The following is a 16,051-nucleotide window of genomic DNA, read 5'->3' as shown; positions in this document are numbered from 1 at the left end:
CGCATGGATAGGCCGAGCGCTGGTGCGGCATTTCACACAAAAGTCATTGCGTCTCGTCAGGGAAAAAGCGACTCATCTGAACTAGTCTGCCAGAGCGTAAACGGGCGGGCGGCAGCTGTAGCGCATGTCCAGACCACGACCGGGCGCAGACCCGGCCCCAGCTCACCATCCGGAGCCACAACATGCGAGCCTCGATCGCCATCGTCGCCGGCTTTCTTCTGACCGCACTCTTCAGCCTAAGCTCCGGCGCCCGGGATACCTGGCCGACGCCGCCGGCCGCCGATATACCGCCACCGCAGGTCTCGGGCCCGCTGCAGGGCGGCACCGCCGACCACACCAAATTCGACCAGCTCAAGGGGCCGTTCAGCTCCGGGCCGGAAGTAACTGTCGCCTGTCTCGGCTGCCATACCGAGACCGGCGATCATTTTATGCGCAACATCCACTGGACCTGGTCCTACACCAACGAGGAGACCGGTCAGCAGCTCGGCAAGCGCTATCTGATCAACAACTTCTGCACCAACTCCCGCGGCAACGAGGGGATGTGCGCACAATGTCATGCCGGCTACGGTTGGAAGGACGAGAGCTTCGACTTCACCGACGAGACCAACATCGACTGTCTGGTCTGCCACGAGACCACCGGCACCTATTACAAGACACCGAACAGCGCCGGGAATGCCGCCTGCTCGGTCATGTTCGAGGGCAAACCGCCGATCGATCTGGCCGCGGTCGCACAAAGCGTGACGCTCCCGCAGCGGGCGAACTGCGGGGCCTGCCACTTCAACGGCGGCGGCGGAGACAACGTCAAGCACGGCGACCTCTCCTCAGCCTTGAAGAGCCCGCCGAGGACACTCGACGTCCACATGGGTGTCGACGGTCTGAACTTCGCCTGCACGGCCTGCCACATCACCAACCGCCATGTTTGGGCCGGCAGCCGTTACCAAGTCGTCTCCAAGGATACCGAGGGCACGGGCAAGCCGGGCCAGCGCACCGACGTGGCCACCTGCGAATCCTGTCACGGTCTCTCGCCGCATCCGGTGGACTCGCTCGCGGGCTTCAAGCTCAACGATCACGTGCAGAGCATCGCCTGCCAGACCTGCCATATCCCCGAGATCGCGCGCGGCGGTGTCGCAACCGTCGTCGATTGGGATTGGCGCACCGCCGGCAAGACCAAGGACGGCGAAGGCTATCACGAGGAAGGCTACATCCAGGGCAACGGCAACCACCGTTACACCTACAAATCGATCAAGGGCAATTTCACCTACGACGAAGAATTCCCGCCGGCATACGGATGGTTCGATGGCCAGATGCTCTATACCACCATCGACACCCAATTCGATCCGCAGGCCGAATCCATCGAGATCAACGGATTCACCGGCTCGCGCGAGGATCCGAAATCCCGGATCTGGCCGTTCAAACGGATGCACACCTGGCAACCCTACGACAAGGGCAACGGCACACTGGTCTATACCCATCTATGGGGCGAGGACGATGCCGCCTACTGGGGCAACTACGACATGGGCAAATCCATCGCCAAAGGCATGGCCGATTTCGGACTGCCCTATTCAGGCGAGTTCGGCTTCATCCAGACCATCTCCTGGTGGCCGATCACCCATATGGTCGCACCCAAGGAGCAGGCTCTGGGTTGCGGCGACTGTCATACGCCGCAGGACAGCCGCCTTCAGTTCGTCGAGGGGGTCTACATGCCGGGCCGGGACCATAACCGTTGGCTCGACATCATCGGCACACTGCTGGTCGCCGGCACCTTGGGCGGCATCCTCATCCACGGCCTGGTTCGCTTCTTCTCGCCGTCCCATGGCTCCAAGGGAGAGCACCACTGATGGCCACACGCCGCGTCAAGATCTTCAGCCTGTTCGAGCGCTTCTGGCACTGGTCCCAGATGCTGCTCATCGTCGCACTTCTGATCACCGGCTTCGGGCTGCACGGTTTCCATGATCTCTTCACCTTCGAAGAGGCCGTCACCCTGCATACCTCGGCCGCCCTCGCGTTGCTCTTGCTCTGGATCTTCAGTGTGTTCTGGCTCTTTACGACCCGCACCTGGCGCCACTTCATCCCCTCCGCATCGGGGATGTGGGGTGTGCTGCGCTTCTATAGCTACGGTATCTTCAAGGGCGAGCGCCATCCCTACCGCAAGGCCTATTGGCGCAAACACAACCCTTTGCAGGCGTTGGCCTATCTCATGCTGAAGATCGTGCTCTTCCCGGCGATCTGGATCACGGGACTCGCCTACCTCTTCTATTTCGCCTGGCGCGACGTGCCCCACGCCACGCAATGGCTCAACGGCGTCGCCGTGGTGCATACGGCAGCCGCCTTCATGATCCTCGCGTTCGTGCTCATCCATGTCTACATGCTGACCATCGGCCACTCCTTCCGCGAGCATGTGATGCCGATGATCAACGGTTTCGACGAGGTGGACCTCACACCGGAAGAAGAGGCCTATCTGAGCAAGGATCAACCGGGAGACATTCGCTGATCCATCGGCAACAAAACCCGGACCGAGAGTCCGCCTTTGCTTGCGCGCTCGAAGTCGAGCGCTCCGGCGTAGGCATCCACCACATCCCGGGCGATCGCGAGTCCGAGGCCGCTGCCTTCTCTGCGCTCGTCGAGCCGCAAGCCGCGCTCGCCGAGCCTCGGCGTCTGCTCTGCCGGTACGCCGGGACCGTCGTCTTCGATGCAGATCTCGATGCGATCGCCGGCAGTGACTCGGATGTCCACCTCGTTTCGCGCCCATTTGGCCGCGTTCTCAAGCAGATTGCCCAGTAACTCCAGCAGATCGTCGGCGATGACCGCGGCACGGGCCTGCGCCGGCGCGACCAGCTGCCAGTCCAGCCGCGCGCCCTCCGGGGTGCGTTTGAGCGTGCGCAGGAGCCGGTGAATGGTCTCGACCACGTCGGCATGGGCCGGCGGCTGGACTCCGGCGCCTGAACGCAACCGGGCGCGGACCAGCTCGCGCTCGACCCGCCGCCGCATGCCCATCGCCAAGTGCTCCAGGTCATCTGCGAGGAGTGCATTGCCATCCTCGCGCAAGCGCTGCGCGTCCGCCACCAGCGCGCCGAGTGGGGTTTTGAGTCCGTGAGCGAGATCCGCGGTCCAGGCCCGGGCACGCTCGATCGCCTGCTCACGGGCCTCCAACAGGGCGTTGACCTCGCCGACCAGCGGCATGACCTCGTCCGGGTAGGTTTCACCGAGGCGCCGCGTCCCGCCGGCACGAATCTCCCCGAGGCCGCGTCGCACCGCGTCGAGCGGTGCGAGACCGGTCTGAATCTGGACGAAGGTCGCCAGCGCCAGGACCAGCCCGATGAGGGCAAGATAGGGCAGCATGTCGGCCGCGAATGCATCCCGCGCCGCGATGAGCTCCGCTCGATCGACTCCCACCATGAGACGCAAGGATGTAAGCCCGTCGCCGGTCTGCAGACGAATCCGGCGCTCGCGGACCAATAGGGGTCGCCCATCGGGACCCGCGACCTCATGGGCGTGGACGGTGCCCGGATCCAGGTCGTCGTCGCTCAGCACCACCAGATGATCCCAGAGCGAACGCGAGCGCAGCAGACCCGACCCAGCGGCGCCGTCGATCTGCCAGTAGAGCCCGCTCAACGGCTGTCCGAAACGCGGATCGGCAGGCTCGCGCGCGAGCTGAACGCCGCCCTCCGGCGTGACCGTTACCGCGGCGGCGAGCTGGTTGAGCTGCGCCCGCAGCTCCTCGCCGATACGGCGCTCGACATGGCGCTCGAAGAGGGTCAAGAGGCCGAGGCCCGACACCACCAGGGCCAGCGTGATCGAGAGCGCGGCGCCGATCCAGAGGCGAGCGCGCAGCGAGCGGCGGGTCATGTTAAAACCCGTCCCGCGCAACACGTCGGGTTCCAGCTCGCGTAGGGTGCGGTGAGGTACGAACCGCACCGTGCGTCGACCGGAGCGCCAATCGGTGCGGTTCGTACCTCACCGCACCCTAGACCGCTGTTCGGACAGGGCGCGTCAGGGTGACGCAAACACGTTCAATCATCGTCGGCCTCCTCGACCAAGTACCCGAACCCACGCCGCGTCTGGATCAGATCCACCCCGAGCTTGCGGCGTACTCGCCCGACCAGGACCTCCACGGCGTTGGACTCACGCTCGAAATCCTGCGCATAGAGCTGCTCCGTGAGCTCGAGCTGGGAGACGACGCGCCCGGCGTGCTGCATCAGATAGCTGACGAGGCGGTACTCCTGAGGGGAGAGGTGGATCGGGACACCCTCGACCGTGACGGCCATCCGCCGGGTGTCCAAGACGGCCGGACCCTTGACGAGCACGGCGCTCGCTTGGCCCGCGGAACGGCGCACCAGGGCACGCAGACGCGCCAGCAGCTCCTCCATCCGGAAGGGCTTGGGAAGATAGTCGTCGGCGCCGGCGTCAATACCCTCGACCCGTTCATGCCAGTCGCCCCGCGCGGTCAGGATCAGCACCGGGAACCGCTGCCCGTTCGCCCGCCATTTGCGCAGGATCGAGAGCCCGTCCATCCTCGGCAGCCCCAGATCAAGGATCACCGCGGCATAGCTCTCGGTATCGCCTTTGAACCAGGCGGCCTCGCCGTCGGCCTCGTGATCGACAACGAAACCCGCGCCGCTCAGCGCGGCCACCAGGCCCTCGGCGAGCCGTGCATCGTCCTCGACCAAGAGCAGGCGCATCAATCCTCCTCCACCGCAATGATTTCGGCCGTCGGACCATCGACCAACACCTCCAGCACTCGCCCGTCGGGCGCGATCAGCTTGATCTCGTAGACCCAGCGCCTCTCGCCGAGCCAATTCTCACGCTCGAGCTCGACCTCGATGACCTCTCCGGGAACCGCGTCCGCAACTCCCCGCAGGATCTCGGCGATTGGGCGGACCTCGCCCTGCTGGAAGGCGTTCCGGGCACGGTCGTGATCATGACGCGCCTCGCCCACTCCCTCATGTCCCGGCGGATTCGCGAGAGACACGGACGGGGCGATCGCGGACGCCACGAGGGCGGCCAAGAGTCGACGACGATACGGCTGGGTGTTCATGGCAGCGATTATGAACCGAACCAAGCTGACCGTTTGCTGACAAGGGCGCACAGGATTTCGTCAGTGTCACCTCCGTAATCTGCACCCAACCGCGACCGGTAAGACAGGCAACGCGCTCTTCCGCAGTCGACCTCGGGGTCGGCCGGAGACGCTTCGGAGCCGCCGCAGCGGTCGTGGTTCAGATTCAATCGACAACGGAGAACATGCAGATGACGACAAACGCTATGGCCGCCTCGGCGACCCATCCATCTCGGGCTGCCGAGCTCGAACCCACGACCCGCATCCGTGTCTGGGATCCTCTGGTCCGGGTTTTTCATTGGGCACTGGTCGGCGGTTTCGCCACGGCTTTCATCGTCGAGGACGACCTTCTCGGCGTCCATGTCTGGGCCGGCTATCTGGTGTTGAGCCTGATCGCCGTTCGCCTGGTCTGGGGTGTGATCGGCACCCGTCACGCCCGATTCAGCGATTTTGTGCGCAAGCCGAGCGACGTCCTGGCCTATGTCCGAGACGCCCTGAGGCTGCGTGCACCGCGCTACCTGGGACACAACCCGGCCGGCGGCGCCATGGTGATCGCCCTGATGATCGCGGTCGCACTCACCGGACTGAGCGGGCTCGCGGTCTACGGCGCGGAGGAGCTCTCCGGTCCTCTGGCACCGCTGATGAGCGGCCTGCCGGGATCTTGGGGCCACTTCTTCGAGGAGGTCCACGAGGTCATGGCCAATCTCACGCTCGTGTTGATCTTGGCCCATGTGGCCGGCGTCATCTTCTCCAGTCTCTCGCATCGGGAAAACCTGATCGGCGGCATGATCACCGGATTGAAGCGGAAGAACATCTAAATGAGACCCGACATGAAAGCAACTCTAGCCGCTCTGATCCTCGTCTCCGGTGCCTTGGCAATCCCGGCCGCGTCCCTTGCCGGCGACGCGGCGGCAGGTGCCGCGGGTTGGACCAAGGAGTACCCACAAACGGACGGTTCACCGGCGCGCAGCTGCGTCACCTGCCACGGCCGTGACCTGACCAAACCCGGCCGACACGCGGTGACCAACAAGGTCATCGAGCCCTTGGCGCCATCGGTGAATCCGCAGCGCCTGACGGATCAGGCTAAGGTCGAGAAATGGCTGCTGCGCAACTGCCGCTGGACCCTCGGGCGGGAATGCACCGCCGGGGAGAAGGCCGATTTCATCAGTTACATCCAAACCCAGTAATCAGGAGCTGCCCCCCATGCGCACATCGACAAAGACGGTCGCCATACTGGCCATCGCAATCCTTTCATTGGGCGCCGTCGGCTTGGCGCTCGGCGATTCCGACGACGACGATCACGAAAGGCATGAAAAAGGCGACGGTTGGCTGAAATCCCGCCCCGATGTCGCCCCGGTCGTGAATGCGACCTACAGCGAGGAATGCGGCTCCTGCCACATGGCCTATCAGCCGGGTTTGCTGCCCGGCGATGCCTGGACGCAGATCATGAGTCCAGCCGGGTTGAGCGACCACTACGGCGACGACGCCTCGCTGGCCGACGACGTCCGCGCCGATATCACCGCGTTTCTGCTGAGCAACTCGGCCGACCAAGCCGAGCGTTCGCGCTCGCGAGCCTTTGCGGTGAGCGCGAACACATCGGCGTTGGGCCAAGGGACGGCGCTCCCGCGCATCACCGAGACCCGCTATTTCCTGCATGAGCACGACGAAATCCCGGCCCGTCTGGTGACCGGCAACCCGGAGGTCGGCAGCTTCAGCCAGTGCAACAGTTGCCACCGCGGCGCCGCCGAGGGTGTCTACAACGAAAAGCAGGTCTCCATCCCCGGTCACGGACGCTGGGACGACTGAGCCTTCTCGGGCTGCGTCGAGATCGGACCTTGATCTCATCCCCGGTGGCCGAGTGCGGCATCTGTGTCGGCGGGCCACCGGGGACCACTTTGATCGGACAGGCATCATGAGTACCGCAACCCTTTCAAGCCTGATCGGCGTTCTGATTCTCGCGCAGGTGGCCGGTTTCGCCCTGGTCGCCCGTCATCGCTTCCGAGGCAAGTTCCGCGCACTGCAAACCCAACGCGTTGGCGGCGAAGCGGGCGCGGCGCTGCATCGGCTATCCGACTTCTGCAAGCGGCACTAAACCTCGGCCGTTACGAATGCGATGTCTGCGGCCCGCCCCCGATGATGGCGGCGTTGGTTCCTGCGCTGGAAACCGCCGGCGTGCCGGCCTGGAATATCCACATCCGAATCCTTCGGCTCCGCCTCGCTGAATCGGGGCCAAACGGAATGTCATCGCAGCGGCGATGCCGAGGACCGCGAGGAGTGTCGCAACGACGACTGACCGGGATGCTTCGGGAGCCTGCGGCGGGATTGTGTTGCGTCCTGGTCGGCGGTACAAGACGGAGAGCGGTATCCGATTCGACAGGTTGGCTATCGCTCGATCGCGAAATACGAAAGGCCCGTGCATTCGCACCGGCTGCCGCGTACCTCGAACGGACGTACGCGCTGCGGTCTCATCCACCCCATGCACTCGTCGGAATCGGAGGACGACGGGAGGGCGGGAGGGCGGTGCGCACGCAGGATCCACGAGGGCACGTCACCGGCAGAGTTCCGATCCGGGCAATCAAAACAACAACGACGACCACCAGAGGAACCCGAAGATGATTGCAAACCCGAAAAGAAAGACGATGGCCTTCTCGGCCCTGCTCGTCGCCAGCGGTGCGTTCTGTGCTCCCGCGCTCGCCTCGCGGGCGCTCGAAACGGTGACGGCAATTGCCTTCGACACGGCGCCGACCCTAGACGGGGTGGCCGACGATGCGGTTTGGGCCGCAGCCGCACCGGCGAAGCTCCATTTCAAGAAGGGCGCGAATTTCGGCGATAAGGGCAGCACGGACGGCACCATTCGCGCGGCACGCGTCGGCGACGAGCTTTTTCTGCTGCTGCAGTACGAGGACCCGACCCATTCGGAGCGGCGCTCGCCTTACGTCAAACAGGCCGACGGCTCCTGGAAGAAGCTCAAGGATCCCGAAGACGTCGGTGGCGACAACAACAGCTTCTACGAAGACAAGGCCGCCCTGATCTGGCCGATCGACAACTCGATCCCTGACTTCGAGGCCGATGGCTGTTTCGCCGCGTGCCACGACGACGAGCCACCTAAGCCATACGGTAACAAGTACACTGAAAACGAAGGCGAGCGCGGCGATATGTGGCACATCAAGAGCGTGCGCACCGGCCCCGTTGGACAAGTCGACGACCAGTGGCTGGATCACACCCGCTTCGACCCGGAGACCGCGAAGAACGCCGGGCGAAAGAGCGACGCGAAGACCGGCGGCGGATACACGGACATCGAGCTGGTCGAGGGCATGCCGGAATTCATGGCCAGCGACGGCAAGGCCGCCAACAAAGGCGGGGCCTATTGGGTCATGGCTGACGACAAGGTCCCCTTCGACGAGAGTCGATTCGAGCCCGGCGATGAGGTCGCGTCCATCATGATCGCCCCCTTCGAGGGCGACCGCGGCGATATCGCGCTCGGGTTGTCCTGGAACGACGGGGTCTGGACGATGGAGATGCGGCGGAAGCTGGTCACCAGCAGCGAGACGGACGTGCAATTTGAAGATTTGACGGCCGCCTACCCGTTCGGCGTCTCGGTATTCGACAATGCCCAGGTCAGACATGCCTTTATGCAGAAGCCGATCGCATTGGTGTTCGAGGAATAGCGGCGCCGGGCGTTCGCGTTCTCGGGAGAGCCTCCCGTTTCCAGCCGCAGTCGGCCGGCGTGAATGTATTCACCGGGTGGGGTCATTGCCCCATCCGGATCCGGACATCGAACGCCGATGGCTCATGGCCGGAGGCCGATCGCTGGAGGCTTTCGTCACCCCAAAAGGAGCACCGCAGTGAGTCCGAGCACGCCCGAGTCCGCCGGATCAGCCGACACCGCCGGCTCGAACAGCAGACTCCTCCGTCTGGCCACCTACGCCTCGGTCGCGACGGCCTGTCTACTGATCCTGGCGAAGCTCGGAGCCTGGTTGGTTACGGGATCGGTCAGCGTGCTGGCCTCGTTGGTGGATTCCGCGATGGACGCGGGCGCCTCGCTGGTGAACCTGCTGGCGGTGCATTGGTCGCTGATGCCGCCGGATGCCGAGCATCGTTTCGGTCACGGGAAGGCCGAAGCCCTCGCCGCGCTCGGACAGGCGACCTTGATTGCCGGCTCGGCCGTGTTCCTCGGAGTGCAGGCGGTCGACCGTCTGCTCCATCCACAACCCATCGCGGAAGCCGGTGTCGGACTGCTCGTCATCGGTTTCGCGATCCTGATCACGCTCGCGTTGTTGGCGTTCCAACGGCACGTCATCCGCCGCACCGGGTCGGCGGCGATCCGGGCGGACGCCCTGCACTACGCGACAGACCTGGCCACGAATGCCGCGACCGTTGTGGCGTTGCTGCTTGCCTCCGCGGGCTGGTCCGGATTCGATCCGCTGTTCGGGCTGGCCATCGGGGCCTACATCCTCTACAGCGCCTTGCGGATCGGCTTCGACGCCGTCCAACTCCTGATGGACCGCGAGCTCCCCGAAGAGGCACGCCGCCGTATCCTGGACCTCGCAGCTTCGGTTCCCGGCGCACTGGGGGTGCATGGATTGCGGACACGCCGCTCCGGACAATCCCTGATTATCCAGCTCCATCTCGAGCTCGACGACACCTTGCCGCTGCTCGCCGCCCATCAGGTCGCGCTCGATGTCGAGGCGCGCATTCGTGATCTGCATCCGGACTCGGACATCACGATCCATCAGGATCCGGTCAGCCTCGGCGAAGAAAGCTTGCCTGGTTAAAACGCGCCCAAAACGGTATGCGACGTTTGTCGATGGGATCGACCCCGGCAGACTTGACGAGCGTTGGAATCCGCGCGGTTTAACGACGCGCGGTTTGCTCGGCCTCTGCCCCTCATCGAGATCGACAGGACTGAAGAGCCTGGACATCTCCCGAGCAACCTCATTCAACGGCCCGGCGCGACCCTGCGGGATATCAAGCACAGATTCGGCGATATCAAGCGCTCTTTTCTGTCTCCGATCAGTAAAACCTCAAATCCCGGCAACCGGGAAAAGAACTTGGATAGGCTCCTTCGACACTCGATCACGCAGACGAGACGCGAGGAGACACATCCAATGAGCACAATAAAATTAAGGTCTTGCGGTCGTCCACTCCCGAGCCTAGGGACGCGCCCGGCAACACTCCAAGCCCCGAACAGGACATCGATACCGGCACGGCGCGATATCCCGCTCGGCAACTGGATAGGCAACGAGATTGCCGCCGGGACCGGCATCCTGATCGCTATGCTGGCGGGAGCCTCGCTCGCGCTCCGGGTCGACACGGCGACCGCGCAAACCGCAGACGACGGCGGCGTGGTTTTGCCCGAGCTGGAGGTGACCGCAGATCGGATGCAGGATCTCCCGCCCGCGACCTTCGTCGCACCCATCGTCGAGGTCACGCCAGGTGTTCCGGCGGACGGCGGCGACCTGCTGCGCTCCGTCCCCGGTGTGAGCGGCTCCCGAATGGGCGGTTTCGGCATCGACCCCATCATCCGCGGCCAGACCGCCGGGCAGCTCAACATCCTGATCGACGGTGCCTATGCCTTCGGCGGCTGCCCCAACCGGATGGACCCGCCGACCGTCTATGTGGATCTGGACAACTACGACTCGGTCACCGTCATCAAGGGCTCGCAGACGGTCCGCTACGGCGGCGGCGGAACCGGCGGCACCATCCTGTTCGAGCGCGACACCCCGCGCTTCGAGCCCGACGAGGTCTACCGCGCACGCTTCACCGGCGGCATCACCGACAACTCGCACACCGCCAACCTGGGCGCGGACGTCACCGTCGGCATCCCCGAGGGCTTTGCACGCGCCACCGGCCAGTATCAGACCGCGGACAACTACGACGACGGCAACGGCAACCCGGTGCGCAGCGCGTACAACACCGAGGGCGCCGGTCTGTCGCTCGGCCTCACCCCGAACGACGACACCCGTGCCGTGCTGAGCTATGACTACACCCACGACTGGGATGTCCTCTATGCCGGCGCCGGCATGGACGGCATCTACAGCGACAGCGACCAGTGGCGCCTGCGGCTGGATCAGGACACCCCGATCGGCCCCTTCGCCGCGGTGAACGCGGAGTTCTACAGCGTCTCGGTCGATCACTTGATGGACAACTACAGCCTCCGGCCGCTCACCGGGATGTTTAAGATGCGCGCCCCCAGCACCGCCGACACCGCGGGCGGGCGTCTGACCGCGGCTCTGGAAGCGATGGGCATGAATTGGACCCTCGGGACCGATTATCTCCAGGTCGATCGCGATGCCACACGCTTTTGGAACTTCCAATCCACGGCGGTCGATGTCCCCAATTCCTATCTCTGGCCGGACGTGGTGAATTCCGACCTCGGCTTCTTCGTCGAGATCGAGCGCCCCTTGACCGAGCAATCCCGACTCACCGCCGGGCTGCGCTACGACCGCACCGAGGCCAGCGTCTCGCAGTCGCGTGCCGCGCTTGTGCCCGTCGGGCCGGCCTGGGTGCGTTCAGCCGATCAGTTGTATCGGGCCTACTATGGTGTCGGTGCCGAAGACACGGACGATGACAATCTCGGCGGATTCCTGACCTACGCGCACAACCTGGACGACGGCCTCTCGTTCTCAATCGGAGTCAGCCGCACCCTGCGCTCGGCCGATGCCACCGAACGCTACATTGCCTCCAACGCCCCGCCGTCGACGGTCGCGAACAATCAACGCTGGGTCGGTAACCCCGGTCTGGATCCCGAGGCACATCACCAGATCGGCGTAACACTGGCCAAGGTCGCCAAGCATTGGAACACCCAGCTCGACCTCTTCTACGACCGGGTCGACGACTACATCTTGCGGGATCGCGCCCACGGCCAGCCGGGGATCTTGCTGGCCGACGGCACCTTCATCTATCGGAATGTCGATGCGGAGCTCACCGGCGGTGAATGGACCGGCTCGATCGAATTCGCCCGACACTGGCGAGCCGGCGCGTCGCTGGCCTATGTCTATGCCCAGAATCGCACCGATTCCACGCCCATCGCGCAAACCCCGCCGCTCGGCGGCACCGTCAGCCTCGACTATCTCGCCGAGCGTTGGTCCATCGGCACCACCTTCATCTGGAACGACACGCAGAACCGCGTCGACGACAACCCGATCACCGGCAGCGGTCTGGACGTCGGCCCGACGCCCGGTTGGTGGATCCTCGATCTCTACGGTCAGGTCCGGATCTCCAAGTTCGCGACGCTCAGCCTCGGCGTCGACAACCTCTTCGATCGCGCCTACGCCTATGCCGTTAACCGCGCCAACGTTGATCCCTTCAACCCGGGTCCGGTGCAGGTCAACGAGCCGGGACGGCAGTTGTGGGCGCGGGCGTCGCTTGATTTTTGACGAAACGCGTCATCCTGGCCGGGGTATCTTCATCGATTGCATTAGTCCCATTCCGGGACTATTCTGCCCTGCATGCGAGTCATTGCCGTCTCCACGCTCCGCGCCTTCTGGCAGCGGCATCCAGATGCCGAGCAGCCGCTGAGGGCTTGGTTCGAGGAAGCCGCCAATGCCTCTTGGACGCAGCCATCCGACATCAAGGCGCTGTATCGTAGCGCAAGTATCCTTAAGAACCGTCGCGTCGTCTTCAATATCAAGGGCAATGACTACCGGCTGATCGTGGCCATTGCCTATAAGCTACAGATCGTCTACGTGAAGTTCATCGGCACTCACAAGGAATACGATGCCGTGGACGCGGAAACGGTTGACAGCACCTCATCGACCTAGAGCACACCATGGACATTCGCCCGATTCACACCGAAGCCGATTACAAAGCCACCCTCGACGAAATCTCGGCTCTCATGGAGGCTGATCCGGATTGGGGCACTCCCGAGGGCGATCGACTGGACATCTTGGCAACGCTCGTTCAGACATACGAAGCCAAGCACGCCCCCATCGATCCTCCCGACCCGGTCGAGGCCATCAAGTTTCGGATGGAGCAGAGTGGCCTGTCCGTCAAAGACCTGGAACCCTTCATCGGCAAGAGCAACCGGGTCTACGAAATCCTCAATCGCAAACGGCCGTTGACGCTGCCCATGATTCGCAGGCTGCACCGGCACCTCGGTATTCCCGCGGAGGTACTGATCGCAGAAACGGTGACCAGGTGATCGTCAACGCAGCGGCAAATCGCATAACCCCAGAGTAACCTTGGATCGCCGAAGCGTGGACACACCACCCACCCGCGTTCTCCTCCGCGCTCGCTTTGAAATCCGGTTCAGCGCCAATTCAGGTTCGGGAACGAGACTGCATTCGGGGCGAAGGCGACACATGGGTCGCCCTCGGCCAAGTCGGCTCGCTCTGACTCGCAGGGAAGACGAGCCACAAAGGCTACTCATCCGACCCAAGGGGACCAGGCGCATGCAGAGACCACGGCTAACGACCCTCGCCGTCTCGGTTGGACTCCTGTGGGTCACGGGTGGTGCCATCGCCGGTGATCGGCTCGACCACGACGAGATCAAGCAACTGCGCGAGGCCGGGCAGATCCTGCCGATGAGCGAGGTGATGGCCAGCGCCCAGACCGTGCAGCCCGGTCAGCTCGTCGAGGCCGAGCTCGAGCGCGGGGACGGCGCCTATCTCTACGAGATCAAGATCCTGGCCGCCGACGGGACGGTCCACAAGCTCGAGCTCGACGCCGCCACGGGCGAAGTGCTCAAGCACTGAACCGCGCTGAACCGCGTCGGGCACGCCATGCGCTCCTGTATCCTTAGGCGAGTTTTCGATCACCAACAGACGCCGCAGCAGACGCGGTTCAGGATATTGAATTCTTTTATCTTAAATCGCGTCGACTCCAAGGATCTCCTGTCGCTCCGGAGGTGGAGAGCTAGGCAAACGCCGCATGTCAGTCGGGACGCGATTTAATGCGCCTGCTGCTGGTCGAGGATGACGTCGCCCTCGCGGCCGAGCTGCAAAAGGCGCTCAAGGCCGCCGGCTTTGTCCTGGATCACGCCGCCGACGGGGTCACGGGCGAGGCGCTCGGCGCCGGCGAGCCCTACGACGCCATCGTTCTGGATCTCGGGCTCCCGGGGCGGCCCGGATTGACGGTGCTGCGCAATTGGCGTGTGCGCGGTGTGACGACACCTGTTCTCGTGCTCACCGCGCGCGACGCCTGGCACGAGCGCGTCGACGGACTCAAGGCCGGGGCCGATGACTATCTCGGCAAACCCTTTCATATGGAAGAGCTGATCGCGCGCCTGAATGCCCTGACACGACGCGCGGCCGGCAATCTGCGCAGCGGCATCGAGGTCGGTGGACTCTGTCTCGACGAGGACCTGCAGCGCGTCGTTCTTGCCGACGGCAGCGTTCGGGAGCTGACCGGAACCGAATTTCGGCTCCTCCGCTATCTGATGCTCAATCCCGACCGAATCCTCTCCAAAACCCGTATCATCGATCACGTTTACGACCTGGAAGCTGACCGGGGCAGCAATCTGATCGAGGTCTATGTGCGCCGTCTACGCGAGAAGATCGGCAAGGACCGCATCCAGACTCTACGCGGTCAAGGCTACCTCTTCCCGCGCCGATGAGATCGCTGGAAGGTCGTCTGCAGCTCGGCTTGGCCGCCAGCCTGGTCATCCTGATCGGGGCGGTCTGGTGGGTCGGTCATGCCGCCCTGCATCGCACCGCCGACGCCTTCGTCCTGTCGAGACTGGCGCACGATGCCGAGGGGCTTGTCGGTGCCCTATCCCGGACAGCCGACGGGCGACTCGACCTGGGGCAACAGCGGCTGACGCCGGTCTATCATCAGCCTTACTCCGGGCACTATTTCGTGATCGAGACGCACGACGGGCAACGCATCCGGTCGCGTTCGCTCTGGGATCAGGATCTCGCCGGTCGGCCGCTCGGACCGGGCATGTCGGAATATTGGCGCACCCTCGGCCCGGACCGGCAACGACTGCTGGTACTCGGGGGCGGCTATCGGTTGGAAGGGGCCGACTTCTCGCTTGCCGTGGCCGAGGATGTCACGCCGCTCGATCATGCCCTGGTGCACTACGAGCGGCTGTTCGCCGCGCTCGCTGTCGGAGGGCTGATCCTGATGCTGCTCGTGCAGCGCTTCGTCGTGCGACGGGCCTTCGCGACCCTGATCCCCGTCTACCGCGACATCGGACGCCTGGAGTCCGGCGAGACCGTCGCGCTCACCGAGCAGGTGCCGAGCGAGATTCTCCCCCTGGTGCGCAAGCTCAACCGACTGCTGCTGCTCTTCGCTCAACGCCTCGAGCGCTCGCGTACCGCGGCCGGTAACCTGTCACATGCGATCAAGGGTCCGCTCGGTCTATTGCGACAACAACTTCATGACCCGGCTCTCTCGGTCGATGCACCCGCACGCGAGGCGCTGATCGAGCAGGTCGAGCGTCTGCACCGTCTCGCCGAGCGCCAGCTCAAGCGCGCGCGCCTCGCGGGCGTCGGCGGGGCCGGACTGCGCTTCGATCCCGACGAGGAGCTTCCGACCCTCACCCGGCTCCTCGGCCGCATCCACGCTCCCAAGGTTCTCGACATCCAGCTCGACATCCGCACCTCCGGCCCGCTCGATGCCGACCGCGAGGACATGCTGGAGCTGCTCGGCAACCTACTCGACAATGCGTGCAAGTGGGCCGACAGGCGGGTTCGGTGCAGCCTGTGGCAGGACGGGCAAGAATTGGTCTTCAAGGTCGAGGACGACGGTCCCGGCTGCTCCGACACCGAGATCGCCGACATCACCGGTCGGGGCGTACGTCTCGACGAGGAGATCAGCGGTCACGGACTCGGCCTGGCGATCGCCAAGGAGATCGTCGAGAGCTATCGGGGGCACATCGCCTTTGGTCGCTCGTCCGCGCTCGGCGGCTTGTGCGCGCAGGTCAGATTGCCGGTGAGCGAATGAGGCATCGACGGCGCGACGATCCCAGGTTTTTCCAACAAACGGAGCTTCGCTCGCTGCTCTCGGACGATCTAACTACGCAGCCTCGCTCATCGGACGAACCCGTGGCGGCGG

17 protein-coding genes are annotated in these 16,051 nt (G+C 64.4%); 14 read left to right on the top strand and 3 right to left on the bottom strand.

The annotated features are described in order from the left end of the window. Window positions 1-182: 182 nt before the first annotated feature. Both LT988_RS13170 and LT988_RS13165 read left to right on the top strand, forming a co-directional pair. Complete coding sequence (locus LT988_RS13170; protein ID WP_232406031.1) at window positions 183-1,838, top strand: tetrathionate reductase family octaheme c-type cytochrome; 1,656 nt, start codon at window positions 183-185, stop codon at window positions 1,836-1,838. Beyond that, on the top strand, window positions 1,838-2,491 hold the full coding sequence (locus tag LT988_RS13165) for a cytochrome b/b6 domain-containing protein (protein WP_232406030.1): 654 nt from the start codon (window positions 1,838-1,840) through the stop codon (window positions 2,489-2,491). The genes LT988_RS13170 and LT988_RS13165 overlap by 1 nt, the downstream gene beginning before the upstream one ends. On the opposite strand, the gene LT988_RS13160 is transcribed toward LT988_RS13165, so the two are convergent. The 3 genes from LT988_RS13160 to LT988_RS13150 form a co-directional block, all read right to left on the bottom strand. Further along, on the bottom strand, window positions 2,470-3,846 hold the full coding sequence (locus LT988_RS13160; protein ID WP_232406029.1) for a sensor histidine kinase: 1,377 nt from the start codon (window positions 3,844-3,846) through the stop codon (window positions 2,470-2,472). The genes LT988_RS13165 and LT988_RS13160 overlap by 22 nt on opposite strands. Before the next feature lie 164 nt (window positions 3,847-4,010). Beyond that, window positions 4,011-4,679 (bottom strand): response regulator transcription factor, encoded by a 669-nt coding sequence (locus LT988_RS13155; RefSeq protein WP_232406028.1) that lies wholly within the window; start codon window positions 4,677-4,679, stop codon window positions 4,011-4,013. After that, window positions 4,679-5,035 (bottom strand): PepSY domain-containing protein, encoded by a 357-nt coding sequence (locus LT988_RS13150; protein WP_232406027.1) that lies wholly within the window; start codon window positions 5,033-5,035, stop codon window positions 4,679-4,681. Before LT988_RS13150 ends, LT988_RS13155 begins: the two co-directional genes overlap by 1 nt. A gap of 224 nt (window positions 5,036-5,259) precedes the next feature. On the opposite strand from LT988_RS13150, the gene LT988_RS13145 reads away from it, so the two are divergent. From LT988_RS13145 to LT988_RS13090, 12 genes are all read left to right on the top strand, one after another. After that, window positions 5,260-5,871 (top strand): cytochrome b/b6 domain-containing protein, encoded by a 612-nt coding sequence (locus tag LT988_RS13145; RefSeq protein ID WP_232410580.1) that lies wholly within the window; start codon window positions 5,260-5,262, stop codon window positions 5,869-5,871. 12 nt (window positions 5,872-5,883) lie between these two features. After that, window positions 5,884-6,240: a DUF1924 domain-containing protein gene (locus LT988_RS13140; protein WP_232406026.1), complete on the top strand. Its 357-nt coding sequence runs from the start codon at window positions 5,884-5,886 to the stop codon at window positions 6,238-6,240. 16 nt (window positions 6,241-6,256) lie between these two features. Further along, window positions 6,257-6,859, top strand: a complete 603-nt coding sequence (locus LT988_RS13135; protein ID WP_232406025.1) for a diheme cytochrome c — start codon at window positions 6,257-6,259, stop codon at window positions 6,857-6,859. 106 nt (window positions 6,860-6,965) lie between these two features. Then, a complete protein-coding gene (locus tag LT988_RS13130; protein WP_232406024.1) occupies window positions 6,966-7,145 on the top strand; it encodes a hypothetical protein in 180 nt (59 codons plus the stop codon). 520 nt (window positions 7,146-7,665) lie between these two features. Beyond that, entirely contained in the window at window positions 7,666-8,721 is a 1,056-nt protein-coding gene (locus LT988_RS13125; protein WP_232406023.1) for an ethylbenzene dehydrogenase-related protein, read from the top strand. Window positions 8,722-8,898: 177 nt separating this feature from the next. After that, window positions 8,899-9,828 (top strand): cation diffusion facilitator family transporter, encoded by a 930-nt coding sequence (locus LT988_RS13120; RefSeq protein ID WP_232406022.1) that lies wholly within the window; start codon window positions 8,899-8,901, stop codon window positions 9,826-9,828. 333 nt (window positions 9,829-10,161) lie between these two features. After that, the gene (locus LT988_RS13115; protein ID WP_232406021.1) at window positions 10,162-12,432 is read left to right on the top strand and encodes a TonB-dependent copper receptor; all 2,271 of its coding nucleotides are present in this window, start codon (window positions 10,162-10,164) and stop codon (window positions 12,430-12,432) included. Window positions 12,433-12,504: 72 nt separating this feature from the next. Then, complete coding sequence (locus tag LT988_RS13110; protein ID WP_232406020.1) at window positions 12,505-12,816, top strand: type II toxin-antitoxin system HigB family toxin; 312 nt, start codon at window positions 12,505-12,507, stop codon at window positions 12,814-12,816. Between the two features lie 8 nt (window positions 12,817-12,824). Further along, window positions 12,825-13,196: a helix-turn-helix domain-containing protein gene (locus LT988_RS13105; protein ID WP_232406019.1), complete on the top strand. Its 372-nt coding sequence runs from the start codon at window positions 12,825-12,827 to the stop codon at window positions 13,194-13,196. A 250-nt stretch (window positions 13,197-13,446) separates the two neighbouring features. Next, the gene (locus LT988_RS13100) at window positions 13,447-13,749 is read left to right on the top strand and encodes a PepSY domain-containing protein (protein ID WP_232406018.1); all 303 of its coding nucleotides are present in this window, start codon (window positions 13,447-13,449) and stop codon (window positions 13,747-13,749) included. A gap of 197 nt (window positions 13,750-13,946) precedes the next feature. Then, window positions 13,947-14,609 carry a response regulator transcription factor gene (locus tag LT988_RS13095; RefSeq protein WP_232406017.1) on the top strand — a complete coding sequence of 221 codons (663 nt, stop codon included), beginning with the start codon at window positions 13,947-13,949 and terminating at the stop codon, window positions 14,607-14,609. Beyond that, entirely contained in the window at window positions 14,606-15,940 is a 1,335-nt protein-coding gene (locus tag LT988_RS13090) for a sensor histidine kinase (protein ID WP_232406016.1), read from the top strand. The genes LT988_RS13095 and LT988_RS13090 overlap by 4 nt, the downstream gene beginning before the upstream one ends. Window positions 15,941-16,051 lie beyond the last annotated feature (111 nt).

The sequence above is a fragment of the Thiocapsa bogorovii genome (genome assembly GCF_021228795.1).
GTDB classification, from domain to species: domain Bacteria; phylum Pseudomonadota; class Gammaproteobacteria; order Chromatiales; family Chromatiaceae; genus Thiocapsa; species Thiocapsa bogorovii.
Note: the sequence above shows the minus strand (reverse complement) of the source record. Positions and strands in the feature narration are given on the sequence as shown.